The organism is Treponema saccharophilum DSM 2985, from assembly GCF_000255555.1.
In the GTDB taxonomy this organism is placed as follows: domain Bacteria; phylum Spirochaetota; class Spirochaetia; order Treponematales; family Treponemataceae; genus Treponema_D; species Treponema_D saccharophilum.
In genome coordinates, this window is record NZ_AGRW01000053.1 from 137,787 (window position 1) to 156,425 (window position 18,639).

The 18,639-nt window shown below is 55.1% G+C and carries 13 protein-coding genes and 1 pseudogene; 5 read left to right on the top strand and 9 right to left on the bottom strand.

The genetic code is table 11. The annotated features are described in order from the left end of the window. Positions 1–11: 11 nt before the first annotated feature. Both TRESADRAFT_RS12230 and TRESADRAFT_RS12235 read right to left on the bottom strand, forming a co-directional pair. On the bottom strand, positions 12–986 hold the full coding sequence (locus TRESADRAFT_RS12230; protein WP_002706088.1) for an Rpn family recombination-promoting nuclease/putative transposase: 975 nt from the start codon (positions 984–986) through the stop codon (positions 12–14). A gap of 116 nt (positions 987–1,102) precedes the next feature. After that, positions 1,103–2,416, bottom strand: coding sequence for a hypothetical protein (locus TRESADRAFT_RS12235; protein WP_002706090.1), 1,314 nt, complete (start codon positions 2,414–2,416; stop codon positions 1,103–1,105). 430 nt (positions 2,417–2,846) lie between these two features. Here TRESADRAFT_RS12235 and glgX point away from each other — a divergent pair. The 4 genes and pseudogenes from glgX (at position 2,847) to TRESADRAFT_RS12255 (ending at position 8,960) form a co-directional block, all read left to right on the top strand. Beyond that, a pseudogene (glgX, locus tag TRESADRAFT_RS12240) lies at positions 2,847–4,991 on the top strand (glycogen debranching protein GlgX). A 76-nt stretch (positions 4,992–5,067) separates the two neighbouring features. Further along, on the top strand, positions 5,068–7,530 hold the full coding sequence (locus TRESADRAFT_RS12245; RefSeq protein ID WP_002706097.1) for a glycogen/starch/alpha-glucan phosphorylase: 2,463 nt from the start codon (positions 5,068–5,070) through the stop codon (positions 7,528–7,530). Positions 7,531–7,934: 404 nt separating this feature from the next. Beyond that, positions 7,935–8,507, top strand: coding sequence for a DUF3793 family protein (locus TRESADRAFT_RS12250; protein ID WP_002706099.1), 573 nt, complete (start codon positions 7,935–7,937; stop codon positions 8,505–8,507). A 51-nt stretch (positions 8,508–8,558) separates the two neighbouring features. Next, entirely contained in the window at positions 8,559–8,960 is a 402-nt protein-coding gene (locus TRESADRAFT_RS12255; RefSeq protein WP_002706101.1) for a flavodoxin domain-containing protein, read from the top strand. Positions 8,961–9,007: 47 nt separating this feature from the next. On the opposite strand, the gene TRESADRAFT_RS15355 is transcribed toward TRESADRAFT_RS12255, so the two are convergent. The 4 genes from TRESADRAFT_RS15355 to TRESADRAFT_RS12275 all read right to left on the bottom strand — a co-directional run bounded on the left by TRESADRAFT_RS15355 (position 9,008) and on the right by TRESADRAFT_RS12275 (position 14,037). Continuing rightward, positions 9,008–9,712, bottom strand: coding sequence for an SIMPL domain-containing protein (locus TRESADRAFT_RS15355; RefSeq protein WP_002706102.1), 705 nt, complete (start codon positions 9,710–9,712; stop codon positions 9,008–9,010). A gap of 94 nt (positions 9,713–9,806) precedes the next feature. Next, positions 9,807–11,483, bottom strand: coding sequence for a bifunctional metallophosphatase/5'-nucleotidase (locus TRESADRAFT_RS12265; protein ID WP_002706103.1), 1,677 nt, complete (start codon positions 11,481–11,483; stop codon positions 9,807–9,809). A gap of 98 nt (positions 11,484–11,581) precedes the next feature. After that, entirely contained in the window at positions 11,582–12,901 is a 1,320-nt protein-coding gene (locus TRESADRAFT_RS12270) for a TMF family protein (RefSeq protein WP_141607383.1), read from the bottom strand. Positions 12,902–12,906: 5 nt separating this feature from the next. Beyond that, a complete protein-coding gene (locus TRESADRAFT_RS12275; RefSeq protein WP_002706105.1) occupies positions 12,907–14,037 on the bottom strand; it encodes a DNA/RNA helicase domain-containing protein in 1,131 nt (376 codons plus the stop codon). A 135-nt stretch (positions 14,038–14,172) separates the two neighbouring features. Here TRESADRAFT_RS12275 and TRESADRAFT_RS12280 point away from each other — a divergent pair, with 135 nt between their 5' ends. After that, a complete protein-coding gene (locus tag TRESADRAFT_RS12280) occupies positions 14,173–14,916 on the top strand; it encodes an NAD-dependent protein deacylase (RefSeq protein ID WP_002706106.1) in 744 nt (247 codons plus the stop codon). A gap of 14 nt (positions 14,917–14,930) precedes the next feature. Here the strand turns inward: TRESADRAFT_RS12280 and TRESADRAFT_RS12285 are convergent, their stop codons facing one another. From TRESADRAFT_RS12285 to TRESADRAFT_RS12295, 3 genes are read right to left on the bottom strand one after another with little or no spacing between them, the layout of a single operon-like run. Next, positions 14,931–15,908: an ABC transporter ATP-binding protein gene (locus TRESADRAFT_RS12285; RefSeq protein WP_002706107.1), complete on the bottom strand. Its 978-nt coding sequence runs from the start codon at positions 15,906–15,908 to the stop codon at positions 14,931–14,933. After that, positions 15,905–17,548, bottom strand: coding sequence for an ABC transporter permease (locus tag TRESADRAFT_RS12290; protein WP_141607385.1), 1,644 nt, complete (start codon positions 17,546–17,548; stop codon positions 15,905–15,907). Before TRESADRAFT_RS12290 ends, TRESADRAFT_RS12285 begins: the two co-directional genes overlap by 4 nt. Beyond that, positions 17,527–18,525 (bottom strand): ABC transporter substrate-binding protein, encoded by a 999-nt coding sequence (locus TRESADRAFT_RS12295; RefSeq protein ID WP_002706111.1) that lies wholly within the window; start codon positions 18,523–18,525, stop codon positions 17,527–17,529. Before TRESADRAFT_RS12295 ends, TRESADRAFT_RS12290 begins: the two co-directional genes overlap by 22 nt. Between the last annotated feature and the right edge of the window lie 114 nt (positions 18,526–18,639).

The following is an 18,639-nucleotide window of genomic DNA, read 5'->3' on the forward strand; positions in this document are numbered from 1 at the left end:
TGCTGGTGAGATTAGAGGCTCTGAAGTTCCGTTTCTGACAACCCGGTCAGTTTAGAAATCTGCTCTAAAGGTATTCCAGTGGAGAGCATATTTTTTGCTACTTGTGTTATTCCCTGTTGTATTCCCTGAGTCATTCCCTGAGCAATTCCCTGTTGCAATCCCTGAGCAATTCCCTGTTGCAATCCCTGCTGCAATCCCTGGGCAATTCCCTGCTGCATTGCGGCGTTGAGACCGGAGCGGATGTCGCGCTCAAAAGATTCCTGCTTCCACTGCGCTATCCATAGCTCTTTGTTTTTGCTGATGTTCGAAAGCGATTTCTTTGCCTGCATAAGCCCGTCCTCCTTGCTGGTGAGATTTTGTATGAATTCCTGCTTTTTTGGGTTGTCGGCGTCTTTTAAGAACAATGCCCAATTTTCAAGTTTCGAGTTCGTGTCTATGGTTTTTTCACGTTTCGAGATTTTGGGAAGCTCTATAAAAACGACGTTCAGCGTGTTGGAAAGCTCAAGCCCGTCTTTCGTGCGCATTGCATAGCGGTTTATGGCATTTTTATTCTTTGGCGTGTAATGGAAGTTCAGGACCGTAATCTGGAAGACGACGGGCGCGGACTGCCAGTCATCGCCTTTTTCGAGGTAAGTGGTCTCAAGGCGGGCGACATGGTATTCGGCACGCTTTCCGTAGTCATATTGCTGGTCGAACGCCTGCATTTCAATCTCGGCGATTCTTCCGTCATCGAGCACGCAGGCAATGTCGTAGCTCACGTTACGCTGGCCGTTGTACGAAACCGGCGCGTCGTTTGCCGTCAGCTCGAAAGATTTTATCTTCTCTTCTGTAGCCGCTTCCAAAAACGAGTGCAGGGCCGCCCGCGACTCTTTCGTCGGCTGAGTGAAAAGCGCCTTGAAGGTCGAGTCGATTCGCGGGTTGAGCAGCGCGCCCGTGCGCATCTGCGAGACATATTCTTCTTCGGTTTTGAACTTTCCGATATCCATACCGCAATTCTACTTCAGTTTCCGCGATTTGTGGAGGTTCCGGAAAACCGGCATGAACGCAAAAAAAACGCCGCCCCAGAAGGAGCGGCGCCGTATTGCGTCAGGCTATGCCTGAATTACATCTTGATGCGGAGAACGACCGGGATGTCGAATGTTCCGGTTGTCTTTCCAGCATCTTTTGCAGCGTTCAAGACTGCTGTGTAGCGGAGAGCCGTTGTGATGGCAGCGTTCTTTCCAGCAGAGAACTTAGCGCGGCCGCTTGCAACGAATGACTGAGAACCGTCGTCAGCATCGTCGTTGTCGTCCAAATCGTAGTTGAAGTATCCGAGGTCGAGAGCGAGTGTCACAAGGTCGTTGAGCTTGTAGCTTCCTTCTGCCGCGACTGAGAGACCAGTCTCTGCGTCTGCTCCATCAGGAGTGATGGACTCATATTTTGCACCGAGAGCGAAGACTGCCTCAGGAGTGATGTTGAACTGAGCGCGTGCATCAACTGCGAATGCTGAATATGTATCTTTCTTTGTTCCGTATGTGAAACCGAGAACGACGTTCTTTGCGTTCGGAATCATCATCGGAGTGAGGTAGAGACCGAATCCGTAGTTCTTGTTGTAAGCCTTCTTGAAGATTGCGTCGACTTTGATGATTTCATCGTTAGCCCAAGCAGCCTCGAAGACATATCCTGCTGACTGCTGGAAAGTAGTGTTTCCGTCATCATCCTTAGTTGTGACAAACGGAGTCTTAGAAAGTTCAGTGTTTTTTGCTTCTGCATTGTTTTCTACGAGACCACCCTTGAGCAAGAGTTTTCCGCCGCCGATGTCATCGAGCGTATAGTCAGCGAGGAACGAAAGGTAGTTGCCGGCATCAACCTGGGAAACGTTGCCGAAATCCTTCAAGCCTACAGTATCCCACTTTCCGCTTGTTTTTCCGTCTGTCAATCCAACAAGGTTTCCTGAAAGACCGAGATTCTTTGCAAACTCCTTGTCGAGGATGCCTTCTTCCGTAGCAGTGTAGTTACCGCGGTTTGTGAAACGGCTGTCGTAAACACCGCCTGTCAAGTTGAAAGCGCCCCAAGTGAGCCATCCGTAGTAGTTGTCGATTGTGACAGCATCGTTTTCAGCCTTTGACTCTGCATAGTTGCCATTCTTTGTGATTCCAGAAGTCAAAGTCAAATCAACTTTGAAACCAGCGAAATCCGTCTTTCCTGCAATTCCGAGTGTGTCGCTGCAAGCACCGTAGCTGTCGAGGTCGCCGAACGTCGTCTTTGTGTAGGCATCCTTGTTTTTTGTTGCATCAGTTGCATTAACCGTTTTGTCGATTGACTCAACCTTCAACAAATCCGGTCTGAAACGAAAGTTCTGAGATACGGTAACTTCTGCAGTAGCCAATGAAGTTGCAGCAACTGCCAATGCAGCGGCACTAACGATTTTTTTCATAAAAATCCTCCTAGATTTTTTCATATGTTTTTTAAACCAAGTTTTTGTTGGTTCACTTTTTTTATCGGAGCGGCTTTCGCTCCGTTCAAGAAAATTATAACAATTTCTTCATAAAAATTACAACTTCATTTTGAATAGAACCGACAAAAACAGCAAAATCGCAAAAAAGCAACACAAATATTTATTTTTTCTTATTTTTCTCTAAATATACACTTATAAAATTCGGAAAAACGCGCGGCAAAAGCGCATATTCCGAGCCGGATATAATGGAATTATCCAATTTTTGTCGATTGCCGATAAAATCAGACAATCGTATTTTTGCAAAAAAGCGTTTTTACTGCGCGCAAGAGTCATTTTCCGAAACAGAAAAATTAGCTTAAAACGGGCAAGTTATTGGATTTATCGCGCTTATCATGATAGAATCGCTTCCATGGATTCATTCAGAATTTTACCAGGAAAGCCGATTTCGGGAGGGACAAGCGTCACCGCCCGCGGCGTCAACTTTTCAGTTTTCAGCAGGAATGCGACGAAAATATTCCTGGAACTGTTCGAGAACGAGGATTCATCGGAGCCGTTCCAAACGATAGAGCTGAGCCCGAAGACGAACAAGACGGGAGACATCTGGCACGTTTTCGTCGAGGGGCTCAAGGCGGGCGCGCTCTACCTTTACCGCGCGGAAGGGCCTTTCAATCCGTCACACGGGCACCGCTTCGACGGGAAGCAGCATCTTTTTGACCCGAAGGCGAAATGTTTTTCCGGAGGTTCTGTTTTCAGGCACCTGCTTTCCGACAAGACGGGGCCGCTCGAGAAGATGCCGAAAAACGTCGTAATCGACGACGAAGCGTTCGACTGGGGCGACGACATGCCGCTCAAAATCCCGCTCGGAAAAACGATAATCTACGAGGCGCACCTCAAAGGGTTCACCGCCTCCCCCACGTCGAAGGTGGAGCATCCGGGAACATACGCGGGATTCAAGGAGAAGATTCCCTACCTGCAGGAGCTTGGAATCACCGCGGTTGAGTTTCTTCCCATATTTGAGTTCGACGAATACGAGAACACGAACGTGAACCCGATGACGGGCGCGCGCATGAAGAACTATTGGGGATACTCGACAATCGGGTTCTTCGCCCCAAAAGCGTCGTTCGCGGCGGACAAGACGCCGGGCGGCGCGGTCAGGGAATTCAAGGAGCTTGTGAAGGCGCTCCACGAGGCGGGAATCGAAGTCATCCTCGACGTAGTCTTCAACCATACGGCGGAAGGGAACGAGCACGGAATCACGCTCAACTTCCGCGGGTTCGACAACTCAATCTATTATCATTTGGTAAACAATCAGAAACAGTACTACATGAATTTTTCGGGATGCGGGAATTCGCTCAACTGCAACCACCCCGTCGTCTCGGATTTCATCATCGACTGCCTCCATTATTGGGTTCTCGAAATGCACGTCGACGGATTCAGGTTCGACCTCGCGTCAATTCTCACCCGCGACGAGCGCGGGTTCCCCCTCCAGCAGTGCCCCCTCACGGAGAGAATCTCGGAGGATCCCGTCCTGCGGAACACGAAGATTATCGCGGAGCCGTGGGATTGCGGCGGCGCGTACCAAATCGGAGGCTTCCCCGGCGGCGCGAACAACCGCTGGTGCGAATGGAACGACAAGTACCGTGACGGGATACGGCGGTTCATCCGCGGCGACTCGCACCTTTCAACGGAGGCGGCGACGAGGATTTCAGGCTCGAGCGACCTGTTCGCGCTTTCGGGAAGGAACCCGACGCATTCGATAAATTTCATCACGGCGCACGACGGCTTCACGCTCAACGACCTCGTGACGTACAACCACAAGCACAACGAGCAGAACGGCGAGGACAACCGCGACGGGAACGACAACAACCTCAGCTACAACTACGGGTTCGAGGGCGCCGTCATCAACCCGAAGATAAACGAGACGCGCGAGCGGCAGATAAAGAATTTCTTCACGACGCTGATGATTTCACAGGGGACGCCGATGTTTGTCGCAGGGGACGAGGTAAGAAGGACGCAGGGAGGGAACAACAACGCCTACTGCCAGGACAACGAGATTTCGTGGTTCAACTGGGACGACGTGGCGAACAACGCGAAGACGCTCGACTTCTTCAAGAAGCTCATCGCGATACGGGAGAAGCATCCCGTCTTCCAGCGGAACAGGTTCTTCTGAGGCCCGTCATCGACCGTCTTCACGAACCCGCCGGACATCTCGTGGTTCAACTTCGACGGGACGGTTCCCGACTGGAAGAGCATGGAGAAATTCCTCGCGCTCAGGCTAGGCGGCTGCGCCACGAACATCGGGGACGCGAACGAGCTGGGGCTTGAGGACAACGATTTCTACATCGCGTTCAACATGGAGATGCACGACACGATGGTGACAATCCCCATGCCGAGCAACAACTCGGACATGACGGGGCGAAAATGGTACCGGCTCATCGACACTTCAATCGACGGGATGAACAGCGCGCTTGCAGACGGCGAGGAAGAGGATATAATCTCGCAGGACAAGTACGTCGTTCCCGCAAATTCAATCGTTGTCCTAATCTCCAAGTGAGGTTACGGAAAGACGGCCCCGGGGAAGAACGGGGCAATTTTTTGCTTGAATCAATTTCATTACAAGGAGAAGAAATATGAAATTTGACGCTGAGAAATTCAGAGAGAACCTTGCCGCGCGCCTTCGCAGGCAGTACGGCAAGGACATTTCCCAAGCGAACAGGCACGACCTTTTCGACGCGGTGTCCGCGTCCGTTCAGGAAATCATCATGCCTGCATGGATGGCGACAAGAAGCCAGTATGAGAAGAACCCCACGAAGCAGGTTTACTACCTTTCTGCGGAATTCCTCATGGGGCGCGCACTCTCGAACAACCTCATCAACCTGGGAATCAAGGACGAGGTTATCGAAGTTCTCAAAGGAATGAACATCAACTTCAACCTCATAGAGGACGAGGAGCCGGATGCAGGACTCGGAAACGGCGGTCTCGGACGCCTTGCTGCATGCTTCCTCGACTCGCTCGCCACGCTCGACTACCCGGGCCACGGATACGGAATCCGCTACCAGTACGGCATGTTCGAGCAGAGAATCGAGAACGGCTATCAGGTCGAGCATCCCGACAACTGGCTCAAGCACAGGGATCCGTGGGAAGTGAAGCGCTCAGACCTTGCCGTCACGGTAAAGTTCGGCGGCGAGATTAAATACGGAAAGACGCCCGACGGCCAGGACCGCTTCTACATCGCAAACGCGGAGGAAGTCATCGCGACGCCGTACGACATGCCGATTGTCGGCTTCGACACGAACACCGTCAACACGCTGCGCCTCTGGCAGGCGTCAAGCCCGGACGGATTCGACCTCCAGCTCTTCAACGATATGAGATACAACGAGGCTGTCTTCAAGCAGAACGAGGCTGAGAACGTCAGCCGCGTCCTCTACCCGAACGACAGCGGCCCGCAGGGAAAGGCGCTCCGCCTCAAGCAGCAGTATTTCTTCTGCTCGGCGTCGCTCCAGGACCTCGTGCACCATTTCGTGAACAACTACGGCACGGACTTCGCGAAGTTCCCCGAGCTGCACGCAATCCAGCTCAACGACACGCATCCGGTCGTCGCAATCCCCGAGCTAATGAGAATCCTAATGGACGAGTACGGCATGGGATGGAACGACGCGTGGTCGATTATCGAGAAGACGTTCGCATACACGAACCACACGATTCTCGCCGAGGCGCTTGAGAAGTGGGACATCCAGATTTTCCAGTCGCTTCTTCCGAGAATCTATCAGATTGTCGAGGAAATCAACCGCCGCTTCCTCATAGAGCTGCGCGCGAAATTCCCGAACGACTACGAGCGGCAGAACAGGATGTCAATCATCCACAACGGCAAAATCTACATGGCATGGCTCGCAATCTACGCGGGATTCAGCGTGAACGGCGTCGCGGCGCTCCACACGGACTTGCTCAAGAACGTCGAGCTCAAGGACTGGTACGAGCTGTACCCCAAAAAGTTCAACAACAAGACGAACGGAATCACGCAGCGCCGCTGGCTCTGCTCGTCGAACCCCGAGCTTTCCGAATTCATCACGAAGAGAATCGGGCACGGCTGGGAAAAGGACCTCACGCTCCTCAAAGGGCTTGAGAAATACGTCGACGACAACGAGTCGCTCGAGGAGCTCATCGCGATAAAGCGGCACAACAAGGACAAGCTCGTCGAGTATCTCAAGCACAAGCAGAACGAATTCCTCGACCCCGAGTCGATTTTCGACGTGCAGGTAAAACGTCTCCATGAGTACAAGAGGCAGCTCCTCAACGTGCTGCACATCATGTACCTCTACAACCGTCTCATAAAGGACCCGAGCTTCAACCCGCCGCCGCGCACGTTCATCTTCGGCGCGAAATCGGCATCCGGCTACAGAAGGGCGAAGTCGATAATCAAGCTCATCAACACCGTCGCGGAGAGAATCAACAACGACAGGCGCGTCGGAGGAAAACTCCGCGTCGTCTTCATCGAGAACTACCGCGTCTCCGTCGCCGAGAAAATCTTCCCGGCAGCAGATGTCTCCGAGCAGATTTCCACGGCAGGAAAGGAAGCGTCGGGAACGTCGAACATGAAGTTCATGGTGAACGGCGCGCTCACGCTCGGCACGATGGACGGCGCCAACATCGAGATTTTCGAGGAAGCGGGAAAGGAGAACGGCTTCCCGTTCGGTCTTTCCACCGAGGAAATCCAGAAGATGGAGGAAGAGCACACATACAACCCGCAGCAGTATCTTGAGCGCAACCCCGCCCTCGCCGAGGTCGTCGAGCAGCTCATCGACGGAACGTACGACCCGTCGCACCAGATTTTCAAGGAGCTCCACGATTCCCTCGTCTACGGTGTCGAAGGTCAGCGCCCGGACGTATACTACGTACTCGCGGATTTCGACCTCTACGCGAAAGCGCAGGAGAAAGTCGCCGAGGCATACAAGGACAAGATGAGCTGGGCAAAAAAGGCGCTCATCAACATCGCCAATTCCGGAAAATTCTCTTCAGACCGCACCATCGAGGATTACGTCCGCGATATCTGGAAGGTAAAGAAAGTCGTCGTTGCCGACGAGGACATAAAATAACGTCCTTCCGAACGCATTGATGACGCACGCGCGCAGAGCGAGAAAAAGCCTGCGCGCGTTTTTTTTTCTCAACAAGCGGGAAAAAAGGAAAAACGCGCAAAATGTTGTTGACCTAAAACATTTGTTAGTTTATCCTAACATCAGTTCAGCTTACTGAGGCAGCCGGAAAAACTCCTGCCGAAGCGTTGCTAACTAGTACCTCTGAAGAAGCCTTCTGAAAATCAGCTCTTTTCGGCAGGCGCGTGACGCGACGCACGAGGATGCCGCCCCGAAACCGCGGAGGCTGTCAGCCCACCGGGCAACGGGAATCCGACGGCGCGCATCACAGTAATGACGGAAGCAAAAACGTTTTAGACTGTTTCGCGGTTTTGCTTCCGTTATTTTTTTTTCACGGCGGTGAGCGAATGAGTTTTGACGAGACGATAATCCATTGTTCGGCGCCCGCGCTTTGCGGAATCAAGCCGGCGTCGCTTTTTTCGATGAATTCCGAATGTTACGACACGGGGCGCAGGAAGCTCTCGGAATGGCGCGGTGTTTTCGCGAAGTCGGGGCGATACCTTGTCCCGCTGAGGAAATCCGACGCCATGGTCCTTTTCTTCGTGTTCGACAAGATTCTCCTCGACGGCGTTTTAGGCAACGCGCGCACGGAATCGTACCTCAAGGAAAAAGGCTATCCCGTAGAGCGCGGAAGCGGGGCCGTCCTCGCCGAGCTTCTCCACCGGCTCGCCTTCCAGGAATCGTTCCCGCACGAAGTCGGCGTTTTCCTCGGGTATCCGCTCGGAGACGTAATCGCCTTTGAGCGCGGGGAGAAAAACTGCAAGCTCGCCGGGCTTTGGAAAGTCTACGGAGGCGAAAAAGAGGCGAAAAGAAAGATGGCGCTGTACAAATCATGCACCGAATTCTGCGCTGAGCTTATCAGAAGCGGCGTCTCCGTTCCGGCATCAGTCCAGAAATTCACAGGAACGCAAGGAAAATAAAAACGGGTAAGGCCGGACGGCGTTCCCGAATATAAAAACAAGGAGCTATAAATGGCAAAAGTTGCAATCGTCTACGCATCGACGACAGGAAACACGGAAGCGCTCGCAAATGCGGCAAAAGAAGCCGCCGGAGCTGACGCGTATTTCTCCACGGCTGACGCGGCGGATTCCGCGGAAGTCCTCGCATCAGACCTCATCCTCCTCGGAAGCCCCGCCATGGGCGCGGAGCAGCTTGAGGATTCGCAGGAATCATTCTTCTCAGGAATCGAGGGGCAGCTTTCTGGAAAGAAAGTCGGGCTTTTCGGCTCGTACGATTGGGGCGACGGCCAGTTCCTTTCCGACTGGGCAGACAGGGTAACGGCCGCCGGAGGAACAGTCGTCGGCACGGTAAAAGCCCAGCTTTCCCCCGACGAGGCTGCCCTTTCCGCGGTAAAAGAACTCGCCTCGCGCTGATTTCCGGGCGTCGCCTCGTAGAAATCAGCAGCTGCGGGGCGGAGCCGTCACTTTTTCAGCTCGAAAACGACGACGACTTTCTTTTCTGACGAAAGGATTCCGGGCGCGACGACGAATCCGGACGAGCGGTTCAGGCTCTTGTTTTGCGCGACGAGCCCGTATTCCGTCCCGTAGAACACCGGCTCATCCGCGTCCACGTCGGAAATGTAAAGCACGTCGCCGATTCCGACGCCCATCCGCTCCGCCATCTTCTCGGCGGCGGACTTCGCGTCGTCGAGGGCGAGCATGTTCGCCTCGCTCTCGAATTTGTTTTTTTTCGAATGGCTGTACTTCAAGTCGCCGAGGGAATACACCTGAAGCGCGAGGATTTCGCCGGTGAATTCCTCCATCCTGCCAAGCTCGCGGAACGTAATCTGCACGGACTGCTCCGAGCGGAATCCGACAAAAACCTCGCTCCCGTTCTTCCATTCGTATTCGCGTCCCGACTGCGCGAAGCTCGTCTTTACGTCCTCGTCGGAAACGGAATACTTTTTGCACAGCTCAAGAAGCTTTTTGCTCGTCGCGTTCGTGTTGGCGATTGCATCGCGCAGGACGGGCTTCACGTTCTTCACGTTCACGGTCATCGTCACGATGTCGGGAATGTACGTCACCTCGCCGCTCCCGAACACTTTTATCGTCCGTGCTTTCTCCGAGCACGAGACATTCAAAAAAAGCGCGCACGCGATAAGCGCGCCGGCAACCATCTTCCTCATCTTTCCCCCTCATAAGAAAACCGACAAAAAACAAAGGGAAAAACCGCCCGCGCGTGCCGGCATGATTTTTCCCTTCTTTTCTTTTTTCCCGGAATTACTCGATTGTGATTCTTCCCTGCGGAGCGGCATACTCGCTTCCGACGACGCCGCCGAGGAATTCGCTCATGTACGTCATCAGAACCTGATAATCGGACATCGCGCTGTCAACGAGAACGGGCGAATCCTTGAACATCGTGTGGCCGTCGCCGCTGTTGAGCAGCATGTAGTTGTGGCTCGCGACGGTGTACGTCTTCGCCGCGTCAATCGGAACCCATTCGTTCCCGGAAAGGACGAAGACATCAGAAACGCGCCTCTTTCCGCCGACTTTGACGAACATATTCTTCTCGTCAGTCTCGACGGAGCTTGGGACGGACGTATCGATTTTGAATTTCAATCCGGAAACCTGCATGAAGCCGCCGAACTCGCCGACTGCCTTTCCGTCTGCGGAGGCGATGTTCTGCACGCGGTGCGCCGCGAATTCGATGCAGTCGAGAATCTGCGCGCCCGTCGCCTGCACGACAGTGAGCATGTTCCCGAACGGATGGACGGCAATCACGTCGCTGAACGTTATGTCGCCCGCGTTGAGCGACTTCCTGATTCCGCCGCCATTCACAAACGCTACATCCGATTTCGCGACGGCGCGGTAGGCGTCGGCACACAAGTCGCCGATTGCGGTCTCGCGGCTTCTGACAAGGCGGATTCCGTCATCGCCGGCAATCGGAAGGGCGACTTCGCTTTTCGCGACGACTTCCTGCAATTTCTCGTTGTAAGACGACTGGATTTTCTCGATATACGCTTCGATTCCCGCGTCCTTGCCGGTGAATTCCTCGCCGACGAGAACCGTGGAGAATTTTCCGTCGCGGGAAATCGTCAGCTTTCCGAGCTTCTCGAATTTCGTACCCGTCGAAGAAAGAAGCACTTCCTGCCCCTTCTTGTTCGCGATTTTCTCGCATTCGATTACGCTGTGCGAGTGCCCGTCGAGGACGGCGCTGATTCCGTACGTGTTCTGTATGAGCGCGCGCGATGAAACAGCGTCAGGAACACCGTTGTCGCCGAGATGCGAGAGGACGACGACGAAATCGGCGCCCGCCTTCTGGCATTTCTTGACCGTCTTCTGCACGAGCGAATAGAGCTTCTTGCCGTCCTTTCCCGCGCCGAAATCGTAGACGACCTTGTCGTTCTCCATGAAATACGCCGGAGTCGAAGTCGTGATGCTTGTCGGCGTGCAAAGGCCGATGAATCCGACCTTGAACGCGCCGAATTCCTTCACGACGAACGGAACCGTGTCATCGACAAAGGACGTCTTATCCTTTCCTTTGTAGGAAATGTTCGTGTTGACGTAGGTGAACTGCGCCTTTTTGATGAGGGAGGCGAGCTGCGGCATCGTGTAGTCGAATTCGTGGTTGCCCACTATCGCCAAATCGTATTTCACCTCGTTCATAAGGTCGATGATGAACGAGCCTTTTGAAATAGAGCCCATCGCCTCGCCCTGAATCGCGTCGCCGTTGTCCACGGTCAGGACGTACGGCGTCTTCTCAAGAACCTCGTTCCGGTAAGCGACAAGACCGGCATACCCGATTTTCCCGCTTATCCCGCAATGAACGTCGTTCGTGTACAGGATGACGACATCGTTGTCGTTCGTCTTCGCCGACGCGCCCTTTGCGAACGAAGGAATCGCGGCGGCAACAAGAATCGCGGCGGCGACCTTCCTCAAAATTGATGATACTTTCATGAAACCACTCCTTGGATGTTCAAAATCCACGAATAATATCATCAACTCCGATTCTTATCACGCCCCCGCGAGGATGACGAATTCCCGTTTTGAAAACCTCACGACGCCGCGTCCATGATGAACATGTTCTGCATGACGCGCTCGAGCGCCGCGGAGAACGCCGTGTCGGAAAGTTTGAGTTTTCCGCCTTTCGTGACGGAGCGGACGACGCAGGGGAACGATTTCTCGATTTTCGAGATAAGGCTCGACTCGTCTTCCATCCCGCTTCCGCTGTGCGGCATCGGGCCGCAGATGATTCCCGCATAGCCGCCGAAATTCATCTGCGCCGCGATGCGCGGAATTTTGTCGTAGTCGAGGACAAACTCGAAATCATCCTCGACGAACCCGCGTTTTCGTGCGCGGAGGAGAAGCGGATTCTTGCTGCCCTCGCCGATGACGAGAATCTTCTGGTTCCGCTGGTAACGCGTCAAAAGCGAATGGCCGTTCGAGCCGTCGAACCCGGCATCGCCAGTTCCGCCCGCGCCCACCTCCTCGGCTGGGGAAGCCCCGCCCATCGCCTCGCCGAGCGCGCGCTGCAGCGACGATATTTCCGTGCGCAACTCCTCCACGAGCGAGGAAAGGCGCGCGTTTTCCGACGACAGCCGCGCGATTTCCTCGGAAAGCCCGGAGCCTGACGAGCGTTCCTTCCGGAGTTTGTCGATTTCGGAAAGAAGCTCCTCGATTTTCGCGTCCTTCTCGTACAGGAGCGACGACACGTCGCCTTCCCCGTCGTTCTTGGGGAACAGTATCGCATCGAATTTGTCTCCGATTCCGAACGATTTCGCGGCTTCCCTGAATTTTCTGACAATCTCGTCCGGCACGGAAAGCGGCTCCCCGCCGTTTTCCTCATTCTCGCCCATACGCCCGAAAAGCCTCTCCGCGACGTGCAGGACGATTTCGTTCCGGCGCGCGATTCCCGCTTCCCCGCGGATTTTCGAAAGGCGCGCGAGGAAATGCTTCGGCTGCCGCAGTATGAATTCGAAATGCTCCGGCGAAAGAACCTGCACGTACGCGTAGAACGAATGAATCCAGTCGGGGATGTCGTCCTCCGGGATGAGCTCGACGAGGTGCATCAGGTAGTTTATCGCAAGCTCGTACCTCCCGTATTTCACGTACAGCCGGGAAATCATCACCGACGCGTCAAGGAAAAGCTCCCTGTCGGAAGTGATGTCCAGCCCCTTCCGGAACGACGAGCGGAACGCGTCGATTATCACGTCCTCGTCAATCTCGTTCGGTTTTCCGTACACGTAGAGAATTTTCGCGCACCAGTACAAATCCTCCCACGACATCGCCTCGGAATCGCGTTCAAGAGCACCGGCGCATTCATCAAAAGAATCCCGGGCTTTTCCGCCGTCGTACAACTGCCTGTATCTGTTCATCACCATCACCGCCATTCGCAAAGCCCTCTGTTCTCCTTGAGTTTCTGCAGGAAATAGTTCCCGTCGTCATCCGCGTCCTTGTAGCAGATGTAAATGTCGCTCGTCGCGCGCGTCAGCGTCATGTAGAGCATGTTTATGTAGGCGTCGTCCTCGATTCCCGCCCTGCTGATGTTGTCGCCGACGACAATCGCGTCGAAATCGAGCCCTTTTATCATCCCGTAGGTGAAAAGCTTCACGCCCGGCTTGGCGAAATCGATTTTCGTGGGGTCGGAGTCCTTCTTCTTGTCATCATCCTTGCTGAACCGGTACTGGATGTACCGTCTTCCAAGTTCGTCGCTCAGCGCGTCGTACATTTTCTTTCCCTCGTCGATTCCGTTGACGAAAACGCCGATGCTCACGTTGTCGTTCTTGAAATTGTACTTCGCGGCGATTTCGGCAATCCTGCGAGTCCTGTCGCTGTCGTCACCGCAGCTCACCATCACCGGTTTCTGCCCGTGCCTGAACGATGCCGGATAAATGCCGCTCTCGTTCCAGAAAATGCGCGCGACCGCCGCCGACTCGCACGTGCTCCTGAAATTCACGTCTAGCGTGCGCGCGGATTCCACGTCGATTTCGTAAAGCGCGTCCACGAGCGACGTGTCCGTGTTGTGGATGGACTGGTTCGGGTCGATGAGGCAAGTCACCGTATCCGCGACGAGGCGGATGAAGCGCAAAAGGAGCGGCGGAAAATCCTGCGACTCGTCGATTATGACGTTCCCGCGGCAATCATCGGGAACGGAAATGCGATTCTCCTCAAAAAGCGCGATGATTTTCTCGTAGTCGTAGTCGTATTTGCTTTTTCCCGTCGGCGGCTCGAAACCGCTCACCTTGCAAATCCGGTACACCCACTGGTTGAACGTCCTGACGATGCAGTTCTCGATTTTCATCCGCGCAATCTCGGCGTCGATGTAGTTCTTCAGCGGGACGTTGTGGACGAGGATTACGGTTTTCAGCCCCTCCCCGCTCATTTTCTTGGCGCGATGAAGCGCGATGACGGTTTTTCCCGTTCCAGCCCCGCCCTGTATGACATAGCTCCTGTCGGAACGCAGGTTCACGATTTCCCTTTGCGGCTCCGACAAAGTTTCGAATTCGACCATAAAAGTCCCCTACTCTTTTTTCTCTTTCCCGCAAGCCCATCCTTCCGAAAGCGGAAGAACTGTTTTTCCGGGCGCGCCTATTATACAATAGAGAATCCATAAAAACAAAAACGCGATGCGAAAAGGAGGAATTATATGACGTTCGACGAGCAGATTCAGGCGCTTCAGAACATAATCGACAAATCGAGCAGGATAGTCTTTTTCGGAGGGGCGGGCGTATCCACGGAAAGCGGGATTCCCGATTTCAGGAGCCAGGACGGGCTTTATTCGCAGAAATGGAAGATGCCGCCGGAATACATGGTCTCGCGGACGTGCTTCGACAAGCAGACGAAGGAATTCTTCGAATTCTACCGCGAGAAGCTGATAATAAAGGGAGTCGAGCCGAACGTCACGCACATCCGCCTCGCACAGCTCGAGAAGGCGGGCAAGCTCCTCGCCGTCGTGACGCAGAACATCGACGGGCTGCACCAGGCGGCAGGCTCAAAGAACGTCTACGAGCTTCACGGAAGCACGCTCAGGAATTTCTGCATGAACTGCGGCATGCCATACGGAATCGACTTCATCGAAAAAAGCGCTTCCGCCCCCGACGGAATCCCGAGATGCGAGAAATGCGGCGGGATTATCAAGCCGGACGTCGTGCTTTACGAGGAGGGGCTGGACGAGAACGTCATCGATGGCGCGCTTGAAGCCATTTCTAGCGCGGACACGCTGATAATCGGCGGAACGTCGCTCGTCGTATATCCTGCCGCGGGATTCATCAGGAATTTCCGCGGGCAGAACCTCGTCATGATAAACAAGAGCGCCACGAACGCCGACTCGAACTGCGACCTGGTCATCCACGACTCGCTCGGAAAAGTCTTCGAGAAAATCCGCGCGTAAAGGCGCCCGTTCCGTTACGGGAGGGGGACGCGGCGCGTCACCGACAGCGAGACGCGCGAGCCTGATTCAAGCCCGTCGCAGGAAAGCGTCGGGACGTCGGCAATCACGGAATCGCCCGAATCAGTCCGCACGGAAAGACGCGTCGTTCCGCCGAGGAATTCCGCGCTGTCGATTTTTCCGCGGAGCGTCTCCCCGCATTCGCCCGCTCCGTCCAAGCCCGCAACGGAAAACCACTCTGGCCTGACGACGGAAAGCTCGCCGCCGACAGCGATGAAATTCGCCCTGCCCACAAAATTCGCGACGAACCTGTTCGCGGGGCGGAAATACACTTCCTTCGGCGAGCCGCACTGCTGCAGCACGCCGGAATCGATGACGGCGATTTTGTCGGAAAGGGAAAGCGCCTCGTCCTGGTCGTGCGTGACGTACAGCGTCGTGATTCCGAGCCTCCGCTGTATGTCCTTCAGCTCCGTGCGGACGCGCTCTCGCAGCAGGGAATCGAGCGACGAAAGAGGCTCGTCCATAAGAAGGATGCGCGGCTTCAGGACGACCGCGCGCGCAAGGGCAACACGCTGCTGCTGCCCCCCGGAAAGCTCCGACGGAAGGCGCGAAAGCAAATCGGAAATGCCGAGATTGGCAGCGACTTCCCCCACCTCCTCCGCAATTTCCGCGCGTGAAAGCTTTTTTATCTTCAGCCCGTAGGCGATATTCTTCTCGACAGAAAGGTGCGGGAAAAGCGCGTAATCCTGGAAGACCATCCCCACGGAGCGTTTGTTCGGCTCGATTCCGCGCTGGTCCGCTCCGTCTATGAATATGCCGCCGGAATCCGGCTCAAGGAACCCGGAGACAAGGCGGAGGAGCGTCGTCTTTCCGCACCCCGACGAGCCGAGAAGCGTCGTAAAGCTTCCTTCATCGACGTCAAGGGAAAAATCGCGCACGACATCGTCATGCCCGTATGCGAACCTCACGTTTTTTATTGAAAGAATGTGTTTCATAATCTGACTCCTGCACGGCCGGCGGCGCTTTTCCGGAATCCCGCCGCAGAAAGAGCGGCGTTCCCGAGCCCGACGACGGCAAACGTTATCGCAGTAAGGACGAGCGCGAGCGCGGCGGCATCCCCCCAGAATCCCTCCTCCGCGAGGTTCAGTATCTTTACCGAAGCAAGCGGCGTGCTGAACGAGACGAGGAAAATCACGGCGCTCATAGTCCCCACGCCGCGAACGAAATCATAGAGGAACGAATGGAACAGCCCGCCCGCGGAGACGGGAAGAAGAACCGTAAAAAGGACGCGGATTCTTCCCGCGCCGAGCATCGCGGCCCCGTCATCGAGCGACATTTTTATCTGGGCGAACACTGCCGACATCATCCTGTACGAGAACGGCATGAACCCCACCGCAATCGCGATTACGATAAGCGCGGCGGATGAGCGGAATTTGATTGAAGATGCCGCAAGGGAGAACGCAAGCCCGAAAAGAGAGCCGGGAACGGCGGCGGGAATCTGGCAGAGAACGTCAATCGCGCGGGAAAATCTGACGCCCGACCTTCCCACAAGAAAAGCCGCGACGCACGAGACAGACGTCGCAAGAAGCGCGCCGAAAAACGCGAACGCGACCGAATTCCGCATCTCCGCAGAAAAACGCGCGACCGCCTTCATGTGCTCAAGCGTGAATTCGGTGCGGATGCCCCACAATTTCTGAAACGCGCCGAACACAATCGCGGCGAACTGCATGAGGACGGCGAGAGAGACGAGCGCGCAGAAAAGCGTAAGGACGACGCGAGTTATTGGCGACGATTCCTTTGACGGAAGAAACTGCGCCTTTCCGCCAATCGTCGCAAAATTCATCCTGTTCTTTTTCATAATCGAATTCTGCAGGCAGAACAGCGCGACGCTCGGAACGACAAGCACAAGCCCCAAAACGGCGCTCGTCCCCGCGTTCAGCCATCCGGTAAGCTGCGTGTAAATCTCCACGGCGAGCACCTTGAACCGCCCCGCGACAATCATCGGGTTCCCGAAATCGCTCAGGACGGACACCGCTATGAACAAAAACGCGCCCGCCATTCCCTGCGCCGAAAGCGGCAGCGTCACGGTCATGAAAACCCGGAACCGGGACGCGCCCATCGCGCGCGCAGCCTGCTCAAGGTTCGGGTTCATCGAGCGGAGCGTATCCGCGCAAATCAGGTATGAAATCGGAAAGAAGCAGAGAACCTGCGAGATGAGAAGCCCCGGAAAGCCGTAGAGCGAAACATCCAGCCCGAGGAGCGTGCTCGTTATGAATCCGCGACGACCGACGAGCAGAATGAACGAAAGCCCCCCGACAAACGGCGGCGTGACGAGATGGATTACGGGAACTGCCGCGAAGAAATTCGACAGCGGAATCCTCGTCTTCACCACGGCATACGCGAAAACGTACCCCACGACGACGGAAATCGACGTGGAGCAGATGCATTCGAGCGCGGTGTTCGCCATCGTCCCGCACAGCGCGCCGTTCGAGAAGACGCGGACGAAATCGCCCGGGCGCACGGAGAACGCGACGCACAGAAGCGGGAACGCCACGCACAGCGCGAGGAAAAGCAGCACGAGCGCGTGGGCGGCGAAAAGCGAGCGGGAGCGGCTCATCTCACTTCTTTCGACCACAATTCCAGAACCTCGTCCTTCTGTTTTGCCGCGAGCGCGGAATCGTATTCGATGAGGTCGATTTCTGAAAGGGGAACGGAGCCGACGGCGCCTTTCGCATCGGGATTGACGGGAACGGTAAAGTCGATCGAGCTCATCAGCTCCTGCGCTTCCTTCGACAGCATGAAATCGACGAACGCCTTTGCGGAATCGAGATTCTTCGAGTTCTTCATTATCGATATGCAGTCGACGTCGCCGACCGATTTGGGCGGGGCGACCGCCTCGATGTCGAATCCGTCAGCCTTGTATTTCGCGAGCGCGTGGATGTACGAGACGCCGAGCGAATACTCGCCCGTTCCGATGAGTTTTGCGGGCGCGCTTCCCGAATCGGGGAACTGCCCGACGAGAGGCGCGAGCGTCTTGAGGTAATTCCAGCCGCCATCCCAGCCGAGGCGCTGGAGCTGGTCCTGCACGAAAAGATACGCCGTCGATGACGCGACGGGATTCGTAAGGACAATCTCGCCCTTGAACGCCGGATTGAGCAAATCGTCCCACGTTTTCGGCTCGGGGAGCCCGGGAAATTTCTCGGCAAAGCGGGATTTGTTCACGCCGATTCCGAGGGCAAGCACGCAGAAACCGGTGTACGCCCCGTCCTTCGAGCGCGCGAACGACGGAACGTTCTCGGCAAGCGGGGAATCGTAATGCTCGAGCGCGCCCGCCTCATCCGCCTGGATATGGTAGTTCGTCGCGCCTCCGAGAAGGATGTCTGCCTGCGGGTCGTCTTTCTCCGAGATGACGCGGTTCACAAGCTCGCCTGTTGACGCGCGGAGGAAAACCGCGGGAATCCCGGTCTTCTTCGTGAACAATTCGACGAGGGCGGCTGTCTCCTCCTCGTGGATTATCGAATAAATCTTAAGCTCGGACGATTTTTTTCCGTTGCATCCGACAAACGAGAACGCGAGAACCGCGCTGACTGCACAAGCGATTATTTTTTTCATAATTCGCAAACGTTAAATCAAATCTGGCGTCATCTCTATAACCACATCCGGCAATTATCAGTATGACCAGATTTTTTCCCAAATATCCCCTGGCGGGACAAAAAGAGGGGACCG